Raw genomic sequence first — 21,498 nt, 5'->3', positions numbered from 1 at the left:
CGGTACGGCATGATGGGCCGCTCGGCGGAACCGCGCCTCCGGGCGGGGCGTCCGAAACCGACGACGACGCAACCCACCGAGGGAGCCCCATGCGCGCCTTGCCCAAGCTGACGATCGCGCTCGTGATCCTGGTCGGACTCCTCGTGGCTGCCGACCGGGTCGCCGTGGGGGTGGCGGACGACAAGGTCGCCGAGCAGATCCAGAACCGCAAGGGGCTCAGCACGAAGCCCGACGTGCAGATCGAGGGCTTCCCCTTCCTCACCCAGGTGCTGGCGAAGAAGCTGGACAGCGTGAAGCTCTCCGCCGACGGCATCGAGATCAGCGGCGGCGGCCGGCGGGCGACCCTGAAGAGCTTCTCCGCGCACATCACCGGGGTCCGGGTCAACAGCAGCTTCTCCTCGGCCACGGCGGACGCCGCGGACGGCACGGCCGTGATCTCCTACGCCGACATCACCTCGCTGATCGGCAACAAGAACGCCACCGTCGGCTACGGCGGCAACGGGCGGATCAAGATCTCCGGCAAGGTCGACACGCCGCTGGGCGCGGTGGACGGCAGCGCCACCGCGCAGCTCTCGGTCAGCGGCGGGGACACCGTCCGGGTCGGCGGCCTGAAGGTGAACGCGCTGGGCACCGGCGTGGACCTCGGCTCCATCCCCGGGCTGGACGCGGCGTTCAGCTCGCTCTTCGCGACCTCGCAGAAGCTCAGCGGGCTGCCGGTCGGACTCTCCCTCACCTCGCTGGACCCGCGGCCGGACGGGGTGGCCATCGGCTTCGCCGGGCACGACGTGGACCTGGCGGGCTGACCCGGGCCGTCCCGTCCCGGCCCTGCTCTGTCTGCCTCGTCCTGCCCGGCCCCGCCCCGCTGCGCTCCGCCACGTTCTGTCCCGCCCCGCCCCGCTGCGCTTCGCCGCGTTCCGCCCCGCCCCGGGGCCGCTGCGCCGGGCGGCGGGGCGCGGGCGGGGCGGTCCGGACGGCGGGCCCTGCGCGGATCCGCCGCCGGTACCACCATGTGAACGCATCCGTCTCGCCATTCGATACACCGATGACACGCGGCGCCGTCGGTCCCTAGCATCGACGGCATGAAGCGACAGGCGGACCTCACGAAGCGGCGGGCGGTCGACCTGTGCCGCGTGTCCGCCTGCCTGTGTCGAATGCCCTGACCGGACGGCATCTCCCGGCTTTCCCCGCCCTGCCGTCCGGGCCGGCGGCCGGCGACGACCCGGTCCGCCGGGCTCCCGGCCGCGCAGGCCTGCCGCACCACCGACCACCGCCGGCCCCACCCGCACCGTCCCGGCATCCGGACACTTTGCCGGACACGGAGCGGCGCAGCGGCCCGCGCACCCCCTTCCGCAACTGCCCCGGAGGAGAAGACACCATGAGCCGCAGCGACGTCCTGGTCGACGCCGACTGGGTCCAGGCCCACCTGGACGACCCGAAGGTCGTCATCGTCGAGGTCGACGAGGACACCTCCGCGTACGACAAGAACCACATCCGCAACGCGGTCCGGATCGACTGGAGGAAGGACCTCCAGGACCCGGTCCGCCGCGACTTCGTGGACCAGGCCGGCTTCGAGAAGCTCCTGTCGGAGAAGGGCATCGCCAACGACGACACGGTCGTCCTCTACGGCGGCAACAACAACTGGTTCGCCTCCTACGCGTACTGGTACTTCAAGCTCTACGGCCACGAGTCGGTGAAGCTCCTCGACGGCGGCCGCAAGAAGTGGGAGCTCGACTCCCGCGACCTGGTCGCCGAGGTGCCCGAGCGCCCCGCGACCGAGTACCGGGCCAAGGCCCAGGACACCTCGATCCGCGCCTTCCGCGACGACGTGGTCGCTGCCATCGGCTCGGCCAACCTGGTCGACGTGCGCTCGCCCGACGAGTTCTCCGGCCGCCTGCTCGCCCCGGCCCACCTCCCGCAGGAGCAGTCGCAGCGCCCGGGCCACGTGCCGAGCGCGCGCAACATCCCGTGGTCCAAGAACGCCAACGACGACGGCACCTTCAAGTCCGACGAGGAGCTCAAGGCCCTCTACGAGGCCGAGGGCGTCGACCTGTCGCAGGACACCATCGCCTACTGCCGCATCGGCGAGCGCTCCGCGCTCACCTGGTTCGTGCTGCACGAGCTGCTGGACCAGTCGAGCGTCCGCAACTACGACGGCTCCTGGACCGAGTACGGCAGCCTCGTCGGCGTGCCGATCGAGCTCGGCTCCGGCAAGTAGCCCGTCCCCGTCCCACCCCACCCCACCCCACCACTGAGGAGAACAGCACATGTGCGGTGCGAAGGCCGGCGGGCCCGAGCTGGCAGGAGTCGACGTGGCCAGTGAGACGATCATCCAGGGGTCGGTGACCCGCGACGGCGAGCCGGTCAACGGCTACGTGCGCCTGCTCGACGAGGGCGGCGAGTTCACGGCCGAGGTCCCGACCTCGGCGACTGGGCAGTTCCGCTTCTTCGCGGCCCCCGGCACGTGGACCCTGCGCGCGCTCGTCCCCGGCGCGAGCGTGGACCGGAAGGTCGTCGCGCAGCAGGGCGCCTTCACCGAGGTCGCCATCGCCGTCTGACCGACGCCGTCTGACCGACGCCGTCCGGCCGACGCCGTCCGGCCCGCCGCCGTCCGTGCGGCGGCGGTGCGGCCGGACCGGGGCCCGGCCGCGGAGCGATCCGCGGCCGGGCCCCGGCACGTCCGGCCCCCCCCGGGCCCCGTACGGCCCTGGGGGCCGCGGGGCCCCGGCGCGTACGGTGGGGGGCATGCAGGCGCGACGGCGGCACCTCTACTTCGCCCTCATGGGCACGTGCGTGACCCTCTTCGTGCTGGCCTGGGCCGTGGTCCGGCTCTGGTCGGTGCCCGCGGCCATCGCCATGTGCGTGGTGGCGATGGTCATCCCGCCGTGCGCGGCCGTCGTCGCCAACCGGCGCGGGCCCGACGACCGCTGGTGGGACGAGCGCTGAGGCCCGCCGGAGGCCCGGCGGGGGCGCGCCCGTGGGGGGCGCGCCCGGCCGGGACCGCCGGGGAGGTCAGTACACGAGGGCCTGCACGCCGTCCTCGACGGCCTCGCTGACGAAGACCTGCGCCCCCGCGATCCGCACCCCCTCCACCACGTCGTCCTGCGTGATCCCCCGGCGCGCCGCGCACTGGGTGCAGAGCGTCACCGAGCCGCCCGCCAGCACCGCGTCCAGCAGGTCCGGCAGCGGCGCGGCGTGCGGCAGCTCGAACTCCGCCGCCCGGCCCGGCAGCGCGAACCACGCCGACTCCCCGGTCAGCCAGAGGGAGACCTGCACTCCGCTGGCCACCGCCACCGCCGCCACGGTGAACGCCTGCGAGCAGCGCTCCGGCGCGTCCGCCCCCGCGGTGATCTTGATGACCAGCTTCCTCGCCACTGCCCGCTCCTCGCCTCGCCGTCCGGCCCGCCCGGCGGTGTCCGGGCGGCGCCGACCGTCCGGGGCGGCCCTCACGGCGGCCCCGCGACGGCCGGACACTAGACTGCCAGGTGCAGCCGTACGCTCACCGTCGACGCCTTGAGGAGCACAGAGGTGCTTGAGATCGCATACTCCGCCCTGCTCGCCGTGGTGGCCGTGGCCATCGTCTGGTTCGCGGTCTTCGCCGTCCTGAAGCTCTACCAGGGCCAGCGCTGACACCGGGGTACGGTGGGGGGTGGCCCCGCGCCGCCCTCCGAACCCCGCCCGCGACACCCGAGGCTTGACCAGGACCATGATCGAGATCCCCTCCGACCTCCACAAGGACGTCGTCCCCCTCGCCTTCCTCCTCGGTACCTGGGAGGGGGCGGGCGTCTTCGACTTCCCCGGCCACGAGAAGTGCAACTTCGGCCAGGAGGTGATCTTCCGCCACGACGGACGCGCGTTCCTGGAGTACCGCTCCCGCACCTGGGTGCTCGACGCCGAGGGCAACAAGGCCCGTCCGCTCGAGAACGAGTCCGGCTTCTGGCGGATCACCAGCAACGCCCAGGGCGCGAGCGGCGTCCGCGGCGTCGAGGTCTCCATGGTCCGCGACGAGGGCGTCATCGAGATCTGGTACGGCGAGATGGCCGACGGCCGCCCGCAGATCGACGTCGCCACCGACGCCGTGGCCCGCACCGCGTCCGCGGCCCCGTACACCGGCGGCAAGCGGCTGTACGGCCTGGTCAACGGCGAGCTGATGTGGGTCGGCGAGAAGGCCGCCCCCGAGGTCCCGCTGCGCCCGTACATGTCCGCGCAGCTCAAGAAGGTCCTCAACCCGGCCAAGCTGATCGAGGACATCGCGGACCTGCCCGACGACGGCATCGCCTTCTTCCGCTGACCCGCCCGCCCCCCCCCCCCCGCGCCCCGCGGCGCGTCCCGCACGGGACGCGCCCGGCGCAGGACGGGCCGTCCGGCCGCTCCCCCGGACCCGGGCCCCTCCCTACACTGGGGGCCGGACCCCGGCCCGCGGGGCGCGGGACGCGAGGGACCGAGACGCGAGGGACTGGAGACCGTGGCGAGGACCGGCACCGACCAGCACAGCCCCACCGACTGGAAGACCGAGCTGCGCACCCGCGGCTACCGCCTCACCCCGCAGCGCCAGCTCGTCCTGGAGGCGGTCGGCGCCCTCGACCACGCCACCCCCGACGACATCCTCACCGAGGTCCGCCGCACCGCCAGCGGCGTCAACATCTCCACCGTGTACCGCACCCTGGAGCTGCTGGAGGAGCTGGGCCTGGTCTCCCACGCCCACCTGGGACACGGGGCGCCGACGTACCACCTCGCCGACCGCCACCACCACATGCACCTCGTCTGCCGCGACTGCGGCGGGGTCACCGAGACCGACACGGCGGTGGCCGCGCCCCTGGTCGACCGGCTGCGCGCGGAGCACGGCTTCGACACCGACATGCAGCACTTCGCGATCTTCGGCCGCTGCGCCGGATGCACCGCCCGCCGCCGCGGGGCCGGCGGCGCGCAGGACGCCCACCCGCAGGACGCCCACCCGCAGAACGTCCCTCACGACACCCCGCCGGAGTGACCCCGCGGGAGCGGGCCGGCCGGGGCTGGCCCGCACGCCGGGGGACGCCCCTCCGCGCGGGGGCGCCGCCGCCGTAAGGTGGGGGCATGAGGAGCCCGCTGCTGTCCCTGCCCGGTGCCGTCGCCGCCGAAGGAGCCGACGAGGGCGTCGCCGCCCACTACGGCGACCTCTTCCGCGAGCAGCGGCGTCTCGCCTCCGGATCCGGCTTCGTCGACCTCTCCCACCGCGGCGTCGTCACCGTCACCGGCGAGGACCGCCTGACCTGGCTGCACCTGCTGCTCACCCAGCACGTCAGCGAGCTCCCGCCGCAGCAGGCCGTGGAGGCGCTGGTCCTCTCCCCGCACGGCCACGTGGAGCACGCCCTCTACCTGGTCGACGACGGCACCACCACCTGGGCCCACGTGGAGCCCGGCACCCAGGGCGCGCTGGTCGCGTACCTGGAGTCGATGGTCTTCTTCCACCGCGTGAAGGTCGCCGACGCCACCGCCGAGTACGCCGTGGCCCACCTGCCGGCCGGCTCCACCGCCTCCGCCGAGGGTGCGGCGGCCGTCCGCGAGACCCCGTGGGGCCGGGACCTGTTCGTCCCCCGCGCGGACCTGGCCGGCCTGGCGCGCGGCTGGGGCGAGCCCGCCGGGGTCTGGGCGTACGAGGCGCTGCGGATCGAGGCCCGCCGGCCCCGGCTCGGCTTCGAGACCGACCACCGCACCATCCCGCACGAGGTGGACTGGCTGCGGACCGCCGTGCACCTGCAGAAGGGCTGCTACCGCGGCCAGGAGACGGTGGCCCGGGTCCACAACCTGGGCCGGCCGCCCCGTCGGCTGGTGGTGCTGCACCTGGACGGCACCGAGGAGGTGCTGCCGCCGCACGGCGCCGAGGTCCGCCTCGCCGCCGACGGCCCGGAGGGCCGCCCGGTCGGCTTCGTCACCTCCTCCGCCCGCCACCACGAGCTGGGACCGGTGGCGCTGGCCCTGGTCAAGCGGAACACCCCCGTGGACGCCGTCCTGCTGGCCGGTACGGTGCCGGCCGGCCAGGAGGTCGTCGTCCCGCAGTGACGGCCGGCCGTCCGGGACGGCCGTGACAGCCGGGACGGCGGTGACCGCCGGGGCGGCCCGGGCGGGCCGTCACCGGCGGGCCGTCACAGGTCGGCGGGCGGGCTCATCGTCCAGCGGGCCTCCACGGTGGCCCGCACCCGCTGCTTGACCGGCTCCAGCTCCAGCTGGGGCAGCGGCGGCGCGCCGGCCGGGGCCGCCGCCCGCATCATGCCCGCCGGGCCGCCGTACGCGACCGGCTCCGGACCGCCGCCGCCCAGCCCCTGGTCGGCCAGCTCCACCAGCCCGGTCAGCGAGGAGCCCAGCGCCGCCGCGTACTGCCGGGCCCGCTCCAGCGACGCCCGCACCGCCTCCTCGCGGACCTGCCGGTGGACCGGGCTGTCGGGGCGCAGCCCCCACCAGGGGCCCGCCACCACCGTCAGCTCCCGGTCGGCGATGCCGAGCAGCAGCTCGCCCAGCGCCCCGAACTCCACCACGGTGATCCGCAGCTCCGCGCTCCCGCGGTAGCCGCTCACCCGCTCCCCGGGCCGCTTGGTGTCCCGGTACTCGGGCTGCACCCAGAGCGAGCCGGTGTCGGCCCGCTCCACGGCCGCGCCGAAGGAGGCGATGTGGCGGCGGAGCGCGTCCAGGCGCTCGGTCAGCCGCGCCAGGGTGCGGCCGCGGTCCCGGTCGCGGGCGGAGACGGTGACCAGGAGCCGGGCCAGCTCCGGGTCGACCTCCAGCTCGGCCTCGCCGCGCACGGCGACGGTGGGGGGCGGTGCGGACGTCATGGGCTGCCTCCCGGGGCGGCTCGACGGGACCGGCCGCCAGTCTCGCACCTCCCCCGCGGGCCTGTCCGGCGCACCGCCCGCCGGTCCGGGGCGGGGTGCGCCGGCGGCGGGTCAGATCTCCAGCAGCACCGTGAAGGGCCCGTCGTTCACCAGGGACACCTTCATGTCGGCGCCGAACCGGCCGGTGGCGACCGTGGCGCCCAGGGCCCGCAGCCGCGCCACGACCTCGTCCACCAGGGGCTCGGCGACGGGGCCGGGGGCCGCGCCGTTCCACGTGGGGCGGCGGCCCTTGCGGGCGTCGCCGTACAGCGTGAACTGGCTGACCACGAGCAGCGGCGCGCCCAGGTCGGAGCAGGACTTCTCGCCCTCCAGGACGCGCAGCGACCAGAGCTTGCGGGCCAGCTGCGCGGCTTGCTCCGGGGTGTCGTCGTGGGTCACCCCCACCAGCACGCAGAGCCCCGGTCCCAGGATCGACCCCACGGTCTCCCCGTCCACGGCCACACTCGCCTCGGTCACCCTCTGCACCACTGCACGCATGGCCCCATTGTCCCCGGGCGCGGATCCGGCCCGGCGTACGCCTCCCGCCGTTGCCCGCCCCGCCGCCGTCCCGGTCGCCCCCCGTCCCGGTCGCCCCCCGTCCCGGTTGCGCCGGGGAGGCGCGGGCGGCGGACGCCGGGGGCGCTCTCCGCGCGTGCGCGCCCCTTCAAGAGCCGTGCGCGCCCGGCGCGGAGCCGCACGTGCAGGGCGGTCTGTTCGTCGTACTAGCCAGGGGCATTCGCCAGAGGTCCGATCGGGTGCACCGGCGGTGCGGGCCGCGTGTCCCGGATGGCAGCATGCGGGCAGCGAACGGGGGTCCGGCGGCATGCGGCCGTGCACCCGCATCCGCACCGCTCCCGCCCGGCACCGGGCCGGGGGCCTGCTGCCGCCCGCGCCACGGCCGTCCCGGGGCGCCGCCCGTCGTCCGGACGGGTGCCGGACGACCCGGCGGGGAACCACCGGTCCCCGCCGTACGTGAGCGGGTGGGGGACACGCCGGGGACGACGACAGACAGCAGGTGGCTGATGGACGAGCACAGCGGGCCCGACGGCGCGGCGGCCCGGGCGGCCGGAGGCGAGGCCGACCTGGGCATGGAGGAGCTGCGGGCCCTGCGACGCAGCGCCCAGGAGGACGAGGCCGACCTCTCCTACCTGCGCCGCCTGCTCCAGGGGCGGATCGACATCCTGCGGGCGGAGCTCGCCCGCCGCTCCGGCGGCCCGCAGGACCCGCACGACCCGCAGCCCGCCGACACCCTCGTCGACCGGCTGCCGGAGATCCTCGCCGACGGCCCCGGCCGGTTCCGCAGCGCCCGCCACGTCACGCTCGCCACCCCGCGGGGCGAGCGCTACGGCTGCGAGGCCGACCAGCTGATGGGCGACGTCCGGCTCTCCGACCTCGCGGCCCACGGCGACCCGGAGCTGGCCGCCGCGCTGGAGCGGCTGGCCGGGTACGAGCGCGAGGTCTCCCACCGGCGGCAGGCGCTGCAGCGCACGGTGGACCGCTGCAGCGCCGAGATCACCCGGCGCTACCGCGAGGGCGAGGCCCGGGTCGACGACCTGCTGGCGGGAGGCTGACCGCACCGGCCGCACCGGCCGCACCGGCCGCACCGGCCGTCCCCCGCGCCGCCGGACCCTCCTTGCCCGGTCCCGGCCCGGTGCCGGACCGGGCGCCGCGGAAAACCGCGTGCCGCCGTCCGGGCGGCGCCGTACGGTGCCCCCATGGCCATGCAGACGAGCAGTCCGGACGGCCGGTCCGGCATCGACATCCGCGAGATCACCGAGGACGACCTGCCCGGCTGGGACCGGGCGGTGAACGCGGGCTTCCTGCGGTCCGGCGGCCAGGACGGCACCGAGTTCCGCCGCGCGTTCTTCGAGCCCGGACGCTCGCTCGGCGCCTACGACGGGGACCGCTGCGTCGGCACCTTCCGCAGCTTCGCCACCGAGCTGACCGTCCCCGGCGGCGCGGTGGTGCGGGCCGACGCGATCAGCAACGTCACCGTGACCGCCACCCACCGCCGGCGCGGCCTGCTGCGCCGCATGATGGCCCGCGACCTGGAGGCCGCCGTCGGCCGCGGCGACGCGGTGGCGATCCTGGTCGCCGCCGAGTACGGCATCTACGGCCGGTACGGCTTCGGGCCGGCCACCCGCTGCGGCGGCCTGGAGATCGACCTCGCCCGCGCGGGCGGCCTGCGCGCCGTGCCCGGCGAGGGCGCCGGCCGGATCGACCTGGCCACGCCGGAGGAGGTCCGGACGCTCGGCCCGGCCCTCTTCGAGCGGTACCGCCGCACCCGGCCCGGGGCCATCGAGCGCCGCGAGACGTTCTGGCGGCTCCGGACCGGCGACCTGCGGCACCCGGGCTCCGACTGGAAGGAGCCGTTCACCGCCCTCCACCGCGACGCCGCGGGCGACGTCACCGGCATGGTCACCTACACGGTGACCGACGACTGGGACGGCAAGCGCCCCGACTGCACGCTCGTGGTCCGCGACCACGTCGCCCTGGACCGGGCCGCGGCCGCCGCCCTGTGGCGGTTCGTCCTCTCGGTCGACTGGGTGCGCCGCGTCGAGGTCCGCGACCTCGCCCCCGACGACCCGCTCCCGCTGCTGCTGGAGGACCCGCGCGCCGCCCGCTCCACCGCGACCAGCGGCGACTTCCTGTGGCTGCGCGTGCTGGACGTGCCCGCCGCCTTCGGCGCGCGCACCTACGGGGCGCCCGGCCGGGTCGTCATGGAGGTGTCCGACCCCCACGGCTGGGCGGCGGGCCGCTGGGCCCTGGAGACCGCCGCCGACGGCACCGGCATCTGCACCCGCACCGCCGACCCGGCCGACCTGGCGCTCGGCGTTGCCGCCCTGTCCTCGCTCCACCTGGGCGGCGAGACGGTCCCGCGACTGGCCGCCGCCGGCCTGGTCGAGGAGCTGGTGCCGGGGGCCGCGGCGCGGGCCGACCTCACGCTGCGCACCCCGTTCCGGCCCTGGTGCCCCGACATCTTCTGACCGCCGCGCCGTGACCGCCGCGCCGTGACCGCCGCGCCGTGACCGCTGTGCCGTGACCGCCGTGCCGTGACCGCCGCGCCGGCCGGCGCGGCGGTCAGCCGGCCGGGGGCGCCGCCCTGCCGAGGGTCGGCAGGACGAAGTCCCGGACCATGCCGGTGGCCTCGCGCACCAGGGGGCGGAAGACGCGGTAGCGGGACAGGCCGACCATCTTCGCCACGAACGGCGCGCAGCGGGCGACGAAGGCCCGGGTGCGCCAGGTGTCCTCCGTGCGGTCGAAGACCCAGTACAGCACCACGACCATCAGGTGCAGCCAGAGCAGGTCCGGCAGCAGTTCGTCGAGCTCCTCGTCCAGCTTGGGGCCGAGCTCCGAGCCGTCCAGGACCTCCCGGAAGAGCAGGACGGCCGTGGCGCGGGCCGGGTGCGACTCGTTCGAGAAGGGGCTCATGGGGCTGTCGGGGTCCGCCGCGGTCCGGAAGAACTGGGCCGCGAAGCCGTGGTAGTCGGCCGCGCAGTCCACCCACGAGTCGAGGGCGATCCGCAGCCGCTCCGCGAAGTCGGCCGTCCCGGCCATCCGCACCCGGGCGTCGGCCGCGTGCTCGTGCGTCATCCGGTCGTAGAAGCCCTGGATGAGGGACTCCTTCGACGCGAAGTAGTAGTAGGCGTTCCCGACGGAGACCCCGGCCTCGCCGGCGATGGCGCGCATGGTGGTCCTGTCGTACCCGCGCTCCCGGAAGAGCCGCATCGCGGTCTCCAGGATCAGGGCCCGGGTCTGCTCGCTCTTCCCGGTCTTCGGGCGGGCCCGTCCCCCGACGGGGTCCGCGGGCGCGGGTGCGCCCGGCACTCCTGCGGGCCCGGACGCCCCTGCGGGCCCGGACGCCGTGGTGCCCGCAGGCCGCCCGCTCTGCTCGGTCAGGGGCCGCGCGGCCGGAGGGTGCTGCGTCGTCCACAGTGGTCGAGCCTAGCCCGGCGTGCGGCAGGAGCCGTCCCCGCAGCCGGGGCCCGGGAGGCCCCCGCGGCCGCGGGGCGCCGCACCGGGTGCCCCCTGCGCACCCGGTACGGCCCTCCCGCGCGTCGCCGCCCGGTACTTCGAGGCGGCGAACGCCGCGCCCCGGGCGAACGGCAGCCCGGCCGGGGAGCCCAACCGGCGGGCGAGCGGGCGGTGGTCCGCCAGCGCCCACAGGCAGACGACGAAGGCGTGGGGCCCGGTCCACACCTCGCCGGTGTCGGCGACGACGGTGATCTCGCCGAGCGAGGCGTCGTGGTCCACGTCCGGGAAGCGCCGCCGGGCCTCGGCCGACGCGACGGTGACGAACTCCAGCGGGACCAGCTGGCGCCGTCCGGCGAGCCAGGCGCCGAGATGGCGGCAGAGCAGGCAGCCCGGGTCGTGGAGCACGGTGAGCCGGCGGACCGGCGGCGGTGCGGCGGGCCCCGGTGCGCCCGACGCGCCCGGCGTGCCCGCTCCGTCCGGCGCGGCGGCCGCGGGTGCTCGCGGGTCCGGGTACTGCGGGTCCGGGCGCTGCGGGTCCGGGGTGTGGGCGGCGGGGTGCACGGCGGCTCCTCCGCTGCTCAGAGCTGGGGGGCGGCCTGGGCCGTCCAGCCCTGCGGCCGCACCGGCGGGCGCTGCTCGTGCTCCATGAGGCCGCGGCGGCGGATGCGGGTCAGCGCGTACACGTTGACCAGGTGCAGGGCCCCGAGGACGAGCAGGACGGTGCCGAGCTTCACCGAGAGGGAGTCGAAGACGCCCGTGATGCTCCCGATGCTCCTGCCGGTCTTCATCCACAGGGCGACGAAGCCCAGGTTGAGCAGGTAGAAGCCGACCACCAGGAGGTGGTTGACGGCGTCCGCCAGCTTCTCGTCGCCCCCGAAGACGTCGGCCAGGAAGAGCCGGCCGTGCCTGCTGAGGGTGCGGGCCACCCAGACGGTGAGGCCGGTGGCGGCCGGCAGGTAGACGGCGTAGCTGACGACTGTCAGGTCCATGGGAACCACTCCGTTTCGAACGTGTTCAAAACTGCGGTGGGCAGGACTGTAGACCTGTTTTTGAACATGTTCAAGACGGGGTTCGCGGGACCCGCGCCGGGGAAGCCGATCACCATGGACCAGCTCACCCTGCTCTTCGTCGTGCTGCTGGCGAGCATCCTGTCGGTGCCGGTCGGGAGCAGGCTGAAGCTGCCGCCCCCCGTGCTGATGACGGCCCTGGGCGTGGTGCTGGCGCTGCTGCCGTTCGTCCCCGACGTGCACGTCGACCCGGACCTGATCCTGCCGCTGGTCCTGCCCCCGCTCCTCTACGCCGCCGCCCAGCGCACCTCCTGGCGGCAGTTCCGCGCCAACGTCCGCCCGATCCTGCTGCTCGCCGTCGCGCTGGTCCTCGTCACCACCGCCGTCGTCGCCCAGGTCTTCCAGGCCCTCGTCCCCGGGGTGCCGGTGGCCGCCGCCGTGGCGCTCGGCGCCGTGGTCTCCCCTCCCGACCCGGTCGCCGCCACCGCCGTCGCCGGCAGCGTCGGCCTGCCGCGCCGCCTGGTCTCCGTCCTGGAGGGCGAGGGGCTCTTCAACGACGTCACGGCCCTGGTGATCTACGGGGTGGCGATCGACGCCGCGGTCTCCGGCACCTTCTCCGCGCCCGAGGCGCTGGGCCGGCTGGTGCTCTCCGCCGTCATCGCCCTCGCCGTCGGCTGGGGCCTCGGCTGGGCCACCACCCGGCTGATGGGGCTGCTGGGCGACGCCACCCTCCAGGTCGGGCTGAGCCTGCTGGTGCCGTTCGCGGCCTACGTGCTCGCCGACCAGCTGGACGGCTCCGGGGTGCTCGCCGTCCTCGTCTGCGCCCTCCACCTGGGCGCGCACGCCGGCGACGAGGACGACGTCTCCTACCGCCTCACCGGCACCGCCTTCTGGGAGGTCGTCGAACTGCTGGTGACCGGCATGGCCTTCGGGCTGATCGGCCTGGAGCTGCACACCGTGATGGCCTCGGTCGGCAGCTCCTGGCACGGCATGCTCGGCGACGCCGCGGCGGTCCTGGCCGTGGTCGTGCTGGTCCGGCTGCTGTGGCTGCTGCCCGCCGCCTGGGTCTCCCGCAACCTGGACCGCGACCGCAGCACCCGCGAGGACGAGCCGGTGACCTGGCGGGAGACGGTGGTCATGTGGTGGGCCGGGATGCGCGGCGTGGCCTCGGTCGCCCTCGCCCTGGCGATCCCCCGCACCGTCGACGGCGGCGGCGCCTTCCCGGAGCGCGACCGGATCCTCTTCGTGGCCTTCTCCACCGTGCTCTTCACCCTGCTGGTCCAGGGCCTCACCCTGCCCTACCTGGTGCGCCGCCTCGGCGTCACCGCCGACACCGACGCCGAGGATCTCGCCGAACGGCAGCTGTGGCACCGCGCCAGCCGGGCCGGCCTGGTCCGCCTCAAGGAGCTGGTCGCCGACGGGGAGCTGCCCGAGGAGATCGTGGAGCGGCTGCGCCGCCGCCAGCGCGACCGCCTCGTCCGGGCGCTCCCGGAGACGTACGACGAGGGGCAGCGGGCCGCCGCGCACGAGCGCAAGGCCTACGCCGACCGCTTCCGCGAGGTGGAGCAGGAGATGCTCTCCGCCTCCCGGCGGGAGATGCAGGCCGCCCGGAGCGAGCCCGGCGCGGACCCGGAGCTCGTCGACCGGGTGCTGCGGGCCCTGGACCTGCGCAGCGCGCGGCACTGACGGGCGCCGCCCGGGCCGCCGCCGCCGCCCTCGCCGACGTGCCCCGGCCCGACGTGCTCGTGGTGCCCGGCGGACCCGGCCGGGCCGCCCTCGTGGAACCCGGACCCGTCCGCACGCGGCTGCGCGCCGCCGACGCCCGCACCGCCCCGGTCCGCACCGGGCCGCTGCCCTTCGCCGCCGGGCTCCTCGCCGGACGCCGCGCGACCACGCGCCGGCCGCCGCCGGTCGGAGCCGCCGGGCGCCGTCCGGGCGGACGGGCGGGCGATCCTTGACGACCTGCCCGCGGCGGCCTGCCCGCGGCGGCCTGACCGGAGCCGGCCCGGCGGACAAGGCCCGGCGGGGAAGCCCTGCGGAGAGGGCCTGACCGGATCGGTCCGGACCGGAGCATGATGGTGCCTTACCCGGAGCCGCCCGGAGGAGCAGGATCGAGAGCATGGAGAACCAGAGCGCACTCATCGTCGTCGACGTCCAGGAGTCCTTCCGGCAGCGCCCGCTGTGGCAGGCCGTCTCCGACCCCGGCATCGCCGGGCAGGTCGGCCGCCTGGTCGACGCCGCCCGCGGACGGGGGGACCTCGTGGTGTGGGTCCTGCACGCCGAGCCCGGCACCGGCGGGGTCTTCGACCCGGCCTCCGGCCACGTCCGGCTGATGGACGGCCTGGAGCCGCGGGAGGGCGAGCCGGTGCTCACCAAGACCTCCCGCAACGCCTTCACCACGACCAACCTGCAGCAGCAGCTCACCGCCCGGGGGATCCGCCGCCTCACCGTCTGCGGCATCCAGACCGAGCAGTGCTGCGAGACCACCGCCCGCCTCGCCGCCGACCTCGGCTTCGACGTCGTCTTCGCGGTCGACGCCACCGCCACCTTCCCCATCCCGCACCGCGACGCCCCGCAGGACCGCACCGTCGCCGAACTGCTGGCCGACCCGCGCACCCTGCGGACGGCCGAGATCATCGCCCGCACCGAGTACGCCCTCGCCGGGCGCTTCGCCGCCGTCGCCACCGTCGACGAACTGGTACGGCCCGTCGCGGCCGCCGCCGGGAGCTGACCGGATCGTGACCCTCGTCGTCTTCCTGCTCGTTCCCGGCCTGCACCTGCTGGACCTCGCCGGGCCCGCCCAGGTGTTCTCCACCGCGGCGGACCTCGGGCACGGCTACCGCCTGCACTACACGGCCGAGCAGGAGGACGTCCCCACCGCCCAGGGGCTGCCCGTCCGGGCCCGCACCGACTGGCCCGCCCTCGGACCCGAGGACCTGGTCGTCGTCCCCGGCTGGCGGGCGCCGACCCTCCACGGGCACGGGGAGCTCGCACCCGCCACGCTGCGCCGCCTCGCCGCCCACCACGCGGCCGGCGGCACCGTGGCCAGCGTCTGCGCCGGGGCCGACGCCCTCGGCCGGGCCGGCCTGCTCGACGGCCGTCGCTGCACCACCCACCACGACGTGCAGGACGAGCTGGCCCGCCGCCACCCGGCCGCCCACGTCGTCCGCGACGTGCTCTACGTCGAGGACGACCGGGTCGTCACCTCCGCCGGCATCGCCAGCGGCATCGACCTCGCCCTCCACCTGGTGGCCGTCCGCCACGGGCCCGGCGCCGCCGCCCGGGTCGCCCGCGCGATGGTGGTCTACGCCCGCCGCAACGGCGACGAGCAGCAGGCCAGCGCCATGCTGCGGCACCGCGCCCACCTCAGCGACGCCGTCCACCGCGTCCAGGACCTCCTCGACGCCCGGTTCGCCGACCGCTTCTCCCTTGCCGACCTGGCCGCCGCCGCCCGCGTCAGCGAGCGCACCCTGACCCGGCGCTTCACCGAGGCCACCGGCCTCACCCCGCTCCGGTACCAGCAGCTGCTCCGCACCGAGCGCGCCGAGCACCTCATCGGCCGGGGCGCCACCGTGGAGGCCGCCGCCCGCGCCGTCGGCTTCCAGGACGCCCGGATGCTCCGCCGCCTGCGCGCCCGCGCCTGACGGTCCGGCGCCGCCGCCCGCGCGGAGCCCGTGTCCCGGGCCGCACCGCGTCCCCGCCGCCGGGTCGCGTCCCCGCACCGGGGTGCCCCGCCGCAGCGCCCGCCGGGGCGGCCGGGGCGGCCGCCGCCCGCTCCGGGAGCACTCCGCGACGGGCCGTCACCCGGTGTGCGGCTCTGGTAGTGTCACCGCTCCCGGAAGTGGACCCCGTCGGAGGAGGTGAGACCCGTTACCGCTGTTGAGACCGGGTGCTCTCCCCTCACGACCGTGCGGACCGCCTGACGCACCGACGCAGGCGGCCGGGAGGGCGCCCCACGGCACCCCGGAAGGCCCTCCATGTCGCACCCCGCGTCCTCCCTGCCCGACTCCTCCCTGCCTGACTCCTCCCTGCCCGGGGCGCCCCTGCCCCCGGCCTTCGCCGTCGCCGCGCTCCGTGCCGCCGGCTGCGTCTTCGCCGAGGAGGAGGCCCGGCTCATCGCCGGGACGGCGCGCACCCCCGCCGAGCTCGCCGCCATGGTGGAGCGCCGCACCCTCGGCCTGCCGCTGGAGCACGTCCTCGGCTGGGCCGAGTTCTGCGGCCTGCGGGTCGCCGTCGGCCCCGGCGTCTTCGTCCCCCGCCGCCGCACCGAGTTCCTCGTCCGCGAGGCGGCCGCCCTCGCCCGGCCCGGCGCGGTCGTCGTCGACCTGTGCTGCGGCTCGGGCGCCGTCGGTGCCGCGCTCGCCGCCGCCGTGGGTCCGGTCGAGCTGCACGCCGCCGACATCGAGCCCGCCGCGGTGCGGTACGCCCGCCGGAACGTCGCCGCGGTCGGCGGCCGGGTGCACCTGGGCGACCTGTACGGGCCGCTGCCCGCCGCGCTGCGCGGCCGCGTCGACGTCCTGGTCGTCAACGCCCCCTACGTCCCCAGCGGGGCGATCGGGCTGCTGCCCCCCGAGGCCCGGGACCACGAGCCGCGGGTGGCCCTCGACGGCGGCGCGGACGGCCTCGACGTCCAGCGGCGGGTGGCCGACGGCGCGCCGAGGTGGCTGGCGCCGGGCGGCAGCCTGCTGATCGAGACGAGCGGACGCCAGGCGCCGCACACCGCCGCGGCCCTCGCCCGTGCCGGCCTCGTCCCGCGGGCCGCCGTCTGCGACGACCTGGACGCCACGGTCGTCGTCGGCACCCCGGCCGCCGGGCGCACCGGGTGAGGCGGGCCGCCCGCACCGGGCCCGGCCGGGCGCGCCCCCGCCCGGGCCGGACCCCTACAGGAGGGCGGCCAGGTCGGTGCGGGAGCCGACGCCCAGTTTGGGATAGGCCTTGTAGAGGTGGTAGCCGACGGTCCGCGGGCTGAGGAAGAGCCGGGCGGCGATGTCCCGGTTGCTGTTCCCCTCGGCGGCGAGGCGGACGATCTGCAGCTCCTGGGGGGTGAGCGCGGCGAGCGGCCCCTCCGGGCGGGGGGCCGGCACGCCGGCGCCGGTGGCGGCGAGCTCGGTGCGGGCCCGGTGCGCCCAGGGGTGGGCGCCCAGGAGTTCGAAGTCCTCCAGGGCGGCCCGCAGGTGGCTGCGGGCCTCCGTCCTGCGGCGCTGCCGCCGCAGCCACTCGCCGAGGAGCAGCGCGGTCCGGGCCTGCTCGAAGGGCCGGCCCCCGCCCCGGTGGAGGTCCAGCGCGGCGCGGTACCCGTCCTCGGCCAGCTCGTCCGGGCCGAGCAGCGCCTGGCAGCGCAGGAGCAGGGCCCGCGCCCAGGGCCGGTCGGCCGCGGCGGCCCAGCGGGCGAAACGCCGGTAGGGCTCCTCGGCGCGGGCCGGCTCCCCGAGCCGGACGGCGGCCTCGACCAGGTCGGGGACGCACCGGGTGCCCGAGACGTGGTGGCGGTGGACGCCGCCGGCGAGGTCGGCGAGCCGGTCGGCGGCGTCGGCGGCGCGGCCCCGGGCCAGGTCGAGCAGGCCGAGCGACCAGGCGGCCCAGGGGTGGCCGGCGGCCGGGCCGGCGCCGGGGCCGTCCTGGGCGAGGGCGGCCAGCTCGCTGCACCGCCCGTCGTCGCCGGCCACGGCGGCGAGGTGGGCGAGGAGGCCGTGGAGCTGGCTGGCCCACTGCCGCTGGCCGGTGTCCCGGGCGAGGGTGAGGCCCTCCGTGGCGGTGGCCTCCGCGTCCCGGTGCCGGCCGTGGAAGAGCTCGGCCTCGGCCAGGAAGAACAGCAGGGTCGGCAGGGCCCCGACCGCGCCCCGGGTCCGTGCCCGGGCCGTGAGCTCGGCGGCGAGGGCGTGGGTCTGGTCGTCGCGGCCGAGGATCAGGGCGGCGCCGCAGACCTGGAGCAGGTCGACGACCGGGTCGCCGCCGGCCGTGAGGCAGGCGGCGAGCACCGAGTCGGCCGTGGGCAGCGCCGAGGCGGGCCTGCCGAGCACGGGGAGGACGGCGGCGCGCAGGTGGCGCAGGACGGCTGCGGCCGGGTCGCCGTCCGGCAGCGCCGGCTCCAGCGCGCCCATCCGGTCCATCACCGTGCCGAGCCGGTCCTCCCCGAGGTACCAGGCGGCGTGGAAGGCCTGGACCAGCATCCGGGCGGCGTACGGGGCCTCGACGGCGGAGCCGGCGGCGTCCAGCAGGAGCCGGTACGCGCCCGGGTGGTCGCCGTGCCAGAACCGGGCGACCGCCCGGACCTGGTCGACCAGGGCGAGCGCGAACGGGTCGGCGGTGCGTCCCCTGGCCTCCTCGGCGAGCGCGGCGGCGCGGTCCGGCTCCCCGGCCTCGGTGGCCGACTCGGCGGCGAGGACGAGGCGGCGGGTGGCGCCGTCGCGGTCGGGGGTGAGCCGGGCGGCGCGCTCGTACGCGGCGGCGGCGCCGGCCGGGCCGCCCCGGGCCTCCGCCCGCTGCGCCGCCTGCTCCAGCGCGTCGGCGAGGGCGGCGTCCGGGCCGGCGGCGGCGAGGGCGAGGTGCCAGGTGCGGCGGTCGCCCGGTTCCAGGGCGGCCCCCAGGGCCCGGTGGGCCTCGGCCCGCCGGGCCGTCGGGGCGTCCCGGAGGACGGCGGCGCGCAGCAGCGGGTGACGGAACGTCAGTCTCCTGTCCGCCGACACCCGCACCAGGCCGTCCCTCTCGGCGGGGTCGAGGGCCTCCGCCCCCGACCCGAGCGCGGCGGCCGCCCGCAGGACGACGCCCAGGTCGCCGCTCTCCTCCGCCGCGGCGACCAGGAGCAGCGTCCGGGTGGCGGCCGGGAGCCCCGCGACCTGGCCGTGGAACGCGCTCTGCAGCCGCCGGGTGAGGGGGGTCCCGTCGGCGGCCCCGGACTGCTCCCGCGCCAGGGCGGCGGGCAGTTCGGTGAGGGCCAGCGGGTTCCCGTGCGCCTCGGCGAGGACGCGGCGGCGGATGCCGGGCTCCGTGCCGAGGTCCGAGAGCAGGTCGGCGGAGGCGGCGGCGGACAGGCCGGCGAGCCTGAGCTCCGGCAGTCCCGGCGCCGGGAAGGCGCCCTCGCCGTCCCGGGCGGCGAGGAGCAGCACGACCCCCTCGGCCCGGAGCCGGCGGGCGGCGATCAGCAGCGCCTCGGCGGAGGCCCTGTCCAGCCACTGGGCGTCGTCCACCAGGCACAGCAGGGGCTGCCCGGCGGCGAGTTCGGCCAGCAGGCCGAGGGTCGCCAGGCCGGTGAGCAGCCGGTCGCCGGGGCCGTGCCCGGCGAGCCCGAAGGCGCTCTCCAGGGCCCGGCGCTGCGGGCCCGGCAGGGCGGCCAGGTGCGCGAGGCCGGGCGTGAGCAGCAGGGTGAGCCCGGCGAAGGGGAGCTCCGCCTCGTGCTCGACGCCGGCGGCACGGACGGTCCGGAAGCCGGGCCCGGCCGCGCGGGCGGCGTACTCCAGCAGCGCCGTCTTGCCGATGCCCGGTTCGCCGCGCAGCACCAGCACGCCGCTGCGGCCGTCCCCCGCCCCGGCGAGCAGCCGGTCGACCGCCGCCTGCTCCTCCGCCCTCCCGTACAGCATGACCGGCACCCTACCCAGTCGGTGACGGATAGCCGACAGATTCGCGGTCCGCCCGCCGCTCCTACGGTCGTGGACTGCAGGGACACCGAGGAGAACCACCGCAGCCCCACCGAAGGAGCAGAACCGTGAGCGACATCCGCAACCTCGTCGAGCGCTACCTCGCCGTCTGGAACGAGACCGACCCGCAGGCCCGCCGCGCCCTGGTCGACGCCCTCTGGGCGGAGGACGGCTCCTACACCGACCCGCTGGGGGAGGCCGTCGGACGGGAGGCGTTCGACGCGACCGTCGGCGCCGTCCAGGGGCAGTTCCCGGGCCTCGCCTTCTCGCTCGGCCCGGTGTTCGACACCCACCACGACCTGGCCCGGTTCACCTGGCACCTCGGGCCCGCCGGCGGCGAACCGCTGGTCGTCGGCTTCGACGTCCTGGTCGCGGACACGGAGGGCCGCGTCGCCTCGGTGTTCGGCTTCCTGGACCGGGTGCCCTCCGCCTGACCGGCCCCCGCCCCCGCCCTCCCGTAAGGAGAACCGGAGATGAGCACCCCCCTGCGCACCCCGGCCGCGGTCCCGGACCCGGTCCCGGCTGCGACCACGACCGCGATCGCGACCACGACCGCGATCGCGACCACGACCGCGATCGCGACCACGACCGCGACCGCCGAGCTGCCCCCGGCCGCCGCCGGCGGGCAGCACCGGGGCCTGCTGCCGGTGATGCTGGCGGCGACCTTCATGACCGCGCTCGACGTCTTCATCGTGAACGTGGCGCTCCCCTCCCTCCAGGCCGACCTCGGCGCCGGGGCGGCCGCGGCCCAGTGGACGGTCGCCGGGTTCGGACTGGCCCTCGCGGCCGGGCTGGTCACCGCGGGCCGGCTCGGCGACCGGTACGGCCGGCGCCGGGTCTTCGCCCTCGGACTGGCGCTGTTCACCGCCGCCTCGGCGGCCTGCGGCCTGGCCCCCGCCGCGGGTGCCCTGGTGGCCGCCCGGGTGGCCCAGGGCGCCTCGGCGGCGCTCATGGGACCGCAGGTGCTGGCCGTCCTGCGGACCGCGTTCACCGGCGCCGCACAGGCCCGCGCCTTCGCGATGTACGGACTGACCATGGGGGTCGGCGCCGTGCTGGGGCAGCTCGTCGGCGGCCTGTTGATCCGGGCCGACCTGCTCGGGCTGGGCTGGCGCAACTGCTTCCTGATCAACCTGCCGGTGGGGCTGGCGACCCTGGCCCTGGTGCGCCGCACCGTGCCGGAGTCCCGGGCGCCGCAGCGCCCGGGACTCGACCCCGGCGGCGTCGCCCTCCTGACGGCCGGGCTGACCGCCCTGGTGCTGCCGCTGATCCAGGGCCGGGAGACGGGCTGGCCGCTGTGGACCCGGCTGTCGCTGGGCGCCTCCGCCGTGCTGCTCGCCCTCTTCGGGGCGCACCAGCACCGGCGCCGCGACCGGGACCCCCTGGTGGACACCCGGTTGTTCCGGGAGCGGGCCTTCACCGTCGGCATCCTCGCCCAGCTGGCCTTCTGGCTCGGCCAGGCGTCCTTCTTCCTGGTCCTGGCGCTCTACCTCCAGCAGGGCCGCGGCCTGGACGCGCTCGGCTCCGGCCTGCTGTTCGTCTCCATCGGCACCGGGTACCTCGTCACCTCCACCACGGCGCACCTGGTCGCGGAGCGCCTGGGCCGCCAGGCGATCGCCCTCGGCGCCGTGCTGATGGCGGCCGGACTGGTCCTGCTGGAGCTGACCGCACACGGGATCGGCACCACCGGCGGCGTCTGGTGGCTCGCGCCGGCGCTGTTCCTCGACGGGATCGGGATGGGCCTGGTGATCGCACCGGTCACCGCCACGGTGCTCGCCGGGGTCGCCCCGCGGCTGGCCGGCTCCGCGGCGGGGGTGATCGCCACCGTCCAGCAGGTCGGCGGCGCCCTGGGGATCGCCCTGATCGGCCTGCTCTTCTACGGCGCCGGCGGTGCGGTGTCCGGCTTCGGGCACAGCGTGGCCGCCCTGGCGGTGCTGGAGCTGGTCCTGGCGGGACTGGTGCAGCTCCTCCCGCGCCGGACGGCCTGACCCCTGACCGCGGGTGTGCGGCGGCCCCCCCCCGGCCGGGGAGGGGCCGCCG

Annotated in this window: 23 protein-coding genes; 16 read left to right on the top strand and 7 right to left on the bottom strand. The window is 76.8% G+C overall.

The features are described 5' to 3' along the window. The first annotated feature begins 89 nt into the window (after window positions 1-89). From LO771_RS25190 to LO771_RS25175, 5 genes are all read left to right on the top strand, one after another. Window positions 90-803: a DUF2993 domain-containing protein gene (locus tag LO771_RS25190; RefSeq protein WP_230746770.1), complete on the top strand. Its 714-nt coding sequence runs from the start codon at window positions 90-92 to the stop codon at window positions 801-803. A gap of 276 nt (window positions 804-1,079) precedes the next feature. Further along, on the top strand, window positions 1,080-1,160 hold the full coding sequence (locus LO771_RS31720) for an Ms5788A family Cys-rich leader peptide (RefSeq protein WP_374228240.1): 81 nt from the start codon (window positions 1,080-1,082) through the stop codon (window positions 1,158-1,160). Window positions 1,161-1,375: 215 nt separating this feature from the next. Next, window positions 1,376-2,215 carry a sulfurtransferase gene (locus LO771_RS25185; protein WP_230746768.1) on the top strand — a complete coding sequence of 280 codons (840 nt, stop codon included), beginning with the start codon at window positions 1,376-1,378 and terminating at the stop codon, window positions 2,213-2,215. Between the two features lie 49 nt (window positions 2,216-2,264). After that, window positions 2,265-2,555, top strand: coding sequence for a DUF1416 domain-containing protein (locus tag LO771_RS25180; protein ID WP_230746767.1), 291 nt, complete (start codon window positions 2,265-2,267; stop codon window positions 2,553-2,555). Window positions 2,556-2,742: 187 nt separating this feature from the next. After that, window positions 2,743-2,943, top strand: a complete 201-nt coding sequence (locus LO771_RS25175) for a DUF3099 domain-containing protein (RefSeq protein ID WP_230746766.1) — start codon at window positions 2,743-2,745, stop codon at window positions 2,941-2,943. A gap of 66 nt (window positions 2,944-3,009) precedes the next feature. Here the strand turns inward: LO771_RS25175 and LO771_RS25170 are convergent, their stop codons facing one another. Next, window positions 3,010-3,372, bottom strand: coding sequence for a DsrE family protein (locus tag LO771_RS25170; RefSeq protein ID WP_230746765.1), 363 nt, complete (start codon window positions 3,370-3,372; stop codon window positions 3,010-3,012). Between the two features lie 331 nt (window positions 3,373-3,703). Between LO771_RS25170 and LO771_RS25165 the strand changes: the two genes are divergently transcribed. The 3 genes from LO771_RS25165 to LO771_RS25155 all read left to right on the top strand — a co-directional run bounded on the left by LO771_RS25165 (window position 3,704) and on the right by LO771_RS25155 (window position 6,039). After that, complete coding sequence (locus LO771_RS25165) at window positions 3,704-4,288, top strand: FABP family protein (protein WP_230746824.1); 585 nt, start codon at window positions 3,704-3,706, stop codon at window positions 4,286-4,288. A 174-nt stretch (window positions 4,289-4,462) separates the two neighbouring features. Then, entirely contained in the window at window positions 4,463-4,987 is a 525-nt protein-coding gene (locus LO771_RS25160) for a Fur family transcriptional regulator (protein WP_230746764.1), read from the top strand. An 86-nt stretch (window positions 4,988-5,073) separates the two neighbouring features. Further along, window positions 5,074-6,039, top strand: a complete 966-nt coding sequence (locus tag LO771_RS25155; protein WP_230746762.1) for a folate-binding protein YgfZ — start codon at window positions 5,074-5,076, stop codon at window positions 6,037-6,039. Window positions 6,040-6,122: 83 nt separating this feature from the next. On the opposite strand, the gene LO771_RS25150 is transcribed toward LO771_RS25155, so the two are convergent. Both LO771_RS25150 and dtd read right to left on the bottom strand, forming a co-directional pair. Beyond that, entirely contained in the window at window positions 6,123-6,806 is a 684-nt protein-coding gene (locus tag LO771_RS25150; RefSeq protein ID WP_230746760.1) for an SIMPL domain-containing protein, read from the bottom strand. 111 nt (window positions 6,807-6,917) lie between these two features. Further along, window positions 6,918-7,343, bottom strand: coding sequence for a D-aminoacyl-tRNA deacylase (dtd, locus tag LO771_RS25145; protein WP_230746758.1), 426 nt, complete (start codon window positions 7,341-7,343; stop codon window positions 6,918-6,920). A 524-nt stretch (window positions 7,344-7,867) separates the two neighbouring features. On the opposite strand from dtd, the gene LO771_RS25140 reads away from it, so the two are divergent. Beyond that, window positions 7,868-8,416: an ABC transporter substrate-binding protein gene (locus tag LO771_RS25140; protein WP_230746757.1), complete on the top strand. Its 549-nt coding sequence runs from the start codon at window positions 7,868-7,870 to the stop codon at window positions 8,414-8,416. Between the two features lie 144 nt (window positions 8,417-8,560). Further along, a complete protein-coding gene (locus LO771_RS25135; RefSeq protein WP_230746755.1) occupies window positions 8,561-9,832 on the top strand; it encodes a GNAT family N-acetyltransferase in 1,272 nt (423 codons plus the stop codon). A gap of 94 nt (window positions 9,833-9,926) precedes the next feature. On the opposite strand, the gene LO771_RS25130 is transcribed toward LO771_RS25135, so the two are convergent. From LO771_RS25130 to LO771_RS25120, 3 genes are all read right to left on the bottom strand, one after another. After that, window positions 9,927-10,673, bottom strand: a complete 747-nt coding sequence (locus LO771_RS25130; RefSeq protein WP_230746754.1) for a TetR/AcrR family transcriptional regulator — start codon at window positions 10,671-10,673, stop codon at window positions 9,927-9,929. A 117-nt stretch (window positions 10,674-10,790) separates the two neighbouring features. After that, window positions 10,791-11,381 carry a DUF393 domain-containing protein gene (locus LO771_RS25125; protein WP_230746753.1) on the bottom strand — a complete coding sequence of 197 codons (591 nt, stop codon included), beginning with the start codon at window positions 11,379-11,381 and terminating at the stop codon, window positions 10,791-10,793. Window positions 11,382-11,398: 17 nt separating this feature from the next. Then, complete coding sequence (locus LO771_RS25120; RefSeq protein WP_230746752.1) at window positions 11,399-11,809, bottom strand: hypothetical protein; 411 nt, start codon at window positions 11,807-11,809, stop codon at window positions 11,399-11,401. A 114-nt stretch (window positions 11,810-11,923) separates the two neighbouring features. On the opposite strand from LO771_RS25120, the gene LO771_RS25115 reads away from it, so the two are divergent. The 4 genes from LO771_RS25115 (at window position 11,924) to LO771_RS25100 (ending at window position 16,653) form a co-directional block, all read left to right on the top strand. After that, window positions 11,924-13,513, top strand: coding sequence for a Na+/H+ antiporter (locus tag LO771_RS25115; RefSeq protein ID WP_230746823.1), 1,590 nt, complete (start codon window positions 11,924-11,926; stop codon window positions 13,511-13,513). 433 nt (window positions 13,514-13,946) lie between these two features. Continuing rightward, the gene (locus LO771_RS25110) at window positions 13,947-14,558 is read left to right on the top strand and encodes a cysteine hydrolase family protein (RefSeq protein WP_230746750.1); all 612 of its coding nucleotides are present in this window, start codon (window positions 13,947-13,949) and stop codon (window positions 14,556-14,558) included. Window positions 14,559-14,565: 7 nt separating this feature from the next. Next, window positions 14,566-15,471, top strand: coding sequence for a GlxA family transcriptional regulator (locus LO771_RS25105; protein WP_230746749.1), 906 nt, complete (start codon window positions 14,566-14,568; stop codon window positions 15,469-15,471). 333 nt (window positions 15,472-15,804) lie between these two features. Beyond that, window positions 15,805-16,653 carry a putative protein N(5)-glutamine methyltransferase gene (locus LO771_RS25100; RefSeq protein ID WP_230746747.1) on the top strand — a complete coding sequence of 283 codons (849 nt, stop codon included), beginning with the start codon at window positions 15,805-15,807 and terminating at the stop codon, window positions 16,651-16,653. A 54-nt stretch (window positions 16,654-16,707) separates the two neighbouring features. Here LO771_RS25100 and LO771_RS25095 read toward each other — a convergent pair whose 3' ends face one another. Next, entirely contained in the window at window positions 16,708-19,404 is a 2,697-nt protein-coding gene (locus LO771_RS25095) for an AAA family ATPase (RefSeq protein WP_230746745.1), read from the bottom strand. Window positions 19,405-19,529: 125 nt separating this feature from the next. On the opposite strand from LO771_RS25095, the gene LO771_RS25090 reads away from it, so the two are divergent. Together LO771_RS25090 and LO771_RS25085 are read left to right on the top strand one after the other, a co-directional pair. Beyond that, the gene (locus LO771_RS25090; RefSeq protein ID WP_230746744.1) at window positions 19,530-19,895 is read left to right on the top strand and encodes a nuclear transport factor 2 family protein; all 366 of its coding nucleotides are present in this window, start codon (window positions 19,530-19,532) and stop codon (window positions 19,893-19,895) included. Window positions 19,896-19,934: 39 nt separating this feature from the next. Next, window positions 19,935-21,446, top strand: a complete 1,512-nt coding sequence (locus tag LO771_RS25085) for an MFS transporter (protein WP_230746743.1) — start codon at window positions 19,935-19,937, stop codon at window positions 21,444-21,446. The last annotated feature ends 52 nt before the right edge of the window (window positions 21,447-21,498 follow it).

The sequence above is a fragment of the Streptacidiphilus sp. ASG 303 genome (assembly GCF_020991365.1).
GTDB lineage: Bacteria > Actinomycetota > Actinomycetes > Streptomycetales > Streptomycetaceae > Peterkaempfera.
The sequence above is the reverse complement of the archived record's forward strand: the minus strand, read 5'-3'. Positions and strand labels throughout refer to the sequence as shown.

What these genes read in the sequence shown, in the direction of transcription:
- LO771_RS25085 (WP_230746743.1), top strand. Translation starts at nt 19,935, where the DNA reads ATGAGCACCCCCCTGCGCACCCCGGCCGCGGTCCCGGACCCGGTCCCG.
- dtd (WP_230746758.1), bottom strand. Translation starts at nt 7,343, where the DNA reads ATGCGTGCAGTGGTGCAGAGGGTGACCGAGGCGAGTGTGGCCGTGGAC.
- LO771_RS25095 (WP_230746745.1), bottom strand. Translation starts at nt 19,404, where the DNA reads ATGCTGTACGGGAGGGCGGAGGAGCAGGCGGCGGTCGACCGGCTGCTC.
- LO771_RS25150 (WP_230746760.1), bottom strand. Translation starts at nt 6,806, where the DNA reads ATGACGTCCGCACCGCCCCCCACCGTCGCCGTGCGCGGCGAGGCCGAG.
- LO771_RS25120 (WP_230746752.1), bottom strand. Translation starts at nt 11,809, where the DNA reads ATGGACCTGACAGTCGTCAGCTACGCCGTCTACCTGCCGGCCGCCACC.
- LO771_RS25135 (WP_230746755.1), top strand. Translation starts at nt 8,561, where the DNA reads ATGGCCATGCAGACGAGCAGTCCGGACGGCCGGTCCGGCATCGACATC.
- LO771_RS25185 (WP_230746768.1), top strand. Translation starts at nt 1,376, where the DNA reads ATGAGCCGCAGCGACGTCCTGGTCGACGCCGACTGGGTCCAGGCCCAC.
- LO771_RS25110 (WP_230746750.1), top strand. Translation starts at nt 13,947, where the DNA reads ATGGAGAACCAGAGCGCACTCATCGTCGTCGACGTCCAGGAGTCCTTC.
- LO771_RS25115 (WP_230746823.1), top strand. Translation starts at nt 11,924, where the DNA reads ATGGACCAGCTCACCCTGCTCTTCGTCGTGCTGCTGGCGAGCATCCTG.
- LO771_RS25190 (WP_230746770.1), top strand. Translation starts at nt 90, where the DNA reads ATGCGCGCCTTGCCCAAGCTGACGATCGCGCTCGTGATCCTGGTCGGA.
- LO771_RS31720 (WP_374228240.1), top strand. Translation starts at nt 1,080, where the DNA reads ATGAAGCGACAGGCGGACCTCACGAAGCGGCGGGCGGTCGACCTGTGC.
- LO771_RS25100 (WP_230746747.1), top strand. Translation starts at nt 15,805, where the DNA reads ATGTCGCACCCCGCGTCCTCCCTGCCCGACTCCTCCCTGCCTGACTCC.
- LO771_RS25180 (WP_230746767.1), top strand. Translation starts at nt 2,265, where the DNA reads ATGTGCGGTGCGAAGGCCGGCGGGCCCGAGCTGGCAGGAGTCGACGTG.
- LO771_RS25175 (WP_230746766.1), top strand. Translation starts at nt 2,743, where the DNA reads ATGCAGGCGCGACGGCGGCACCTCTACTTCGCCCTCATGGGCACGTGC.
- LO771_RS25165 (WP_230746824.1), top strand. Translation starts at nt 3,704, where the DNA reads ATGATCGAGATCCCCTCCGACCTCCACAAGGACGTCGTCCCCCTCGCC.
- LO771_RS25140 (WP_230746757.1), top strand. Translation starts at nt 7,868, where the DNA reads ATGGACGAGCACAGCGGGCCCGACGGCGCGGCGGCCCGGGCGGCCGGA.
- LO771_RS25155 (WP_230746762.1), top strand. Translation starts at nt 5,074, where the DNA reads ATGAGGAGCCCGCTGCTGTCCCTGCCCGGTGCCGTCGCCGCCGAAGGA.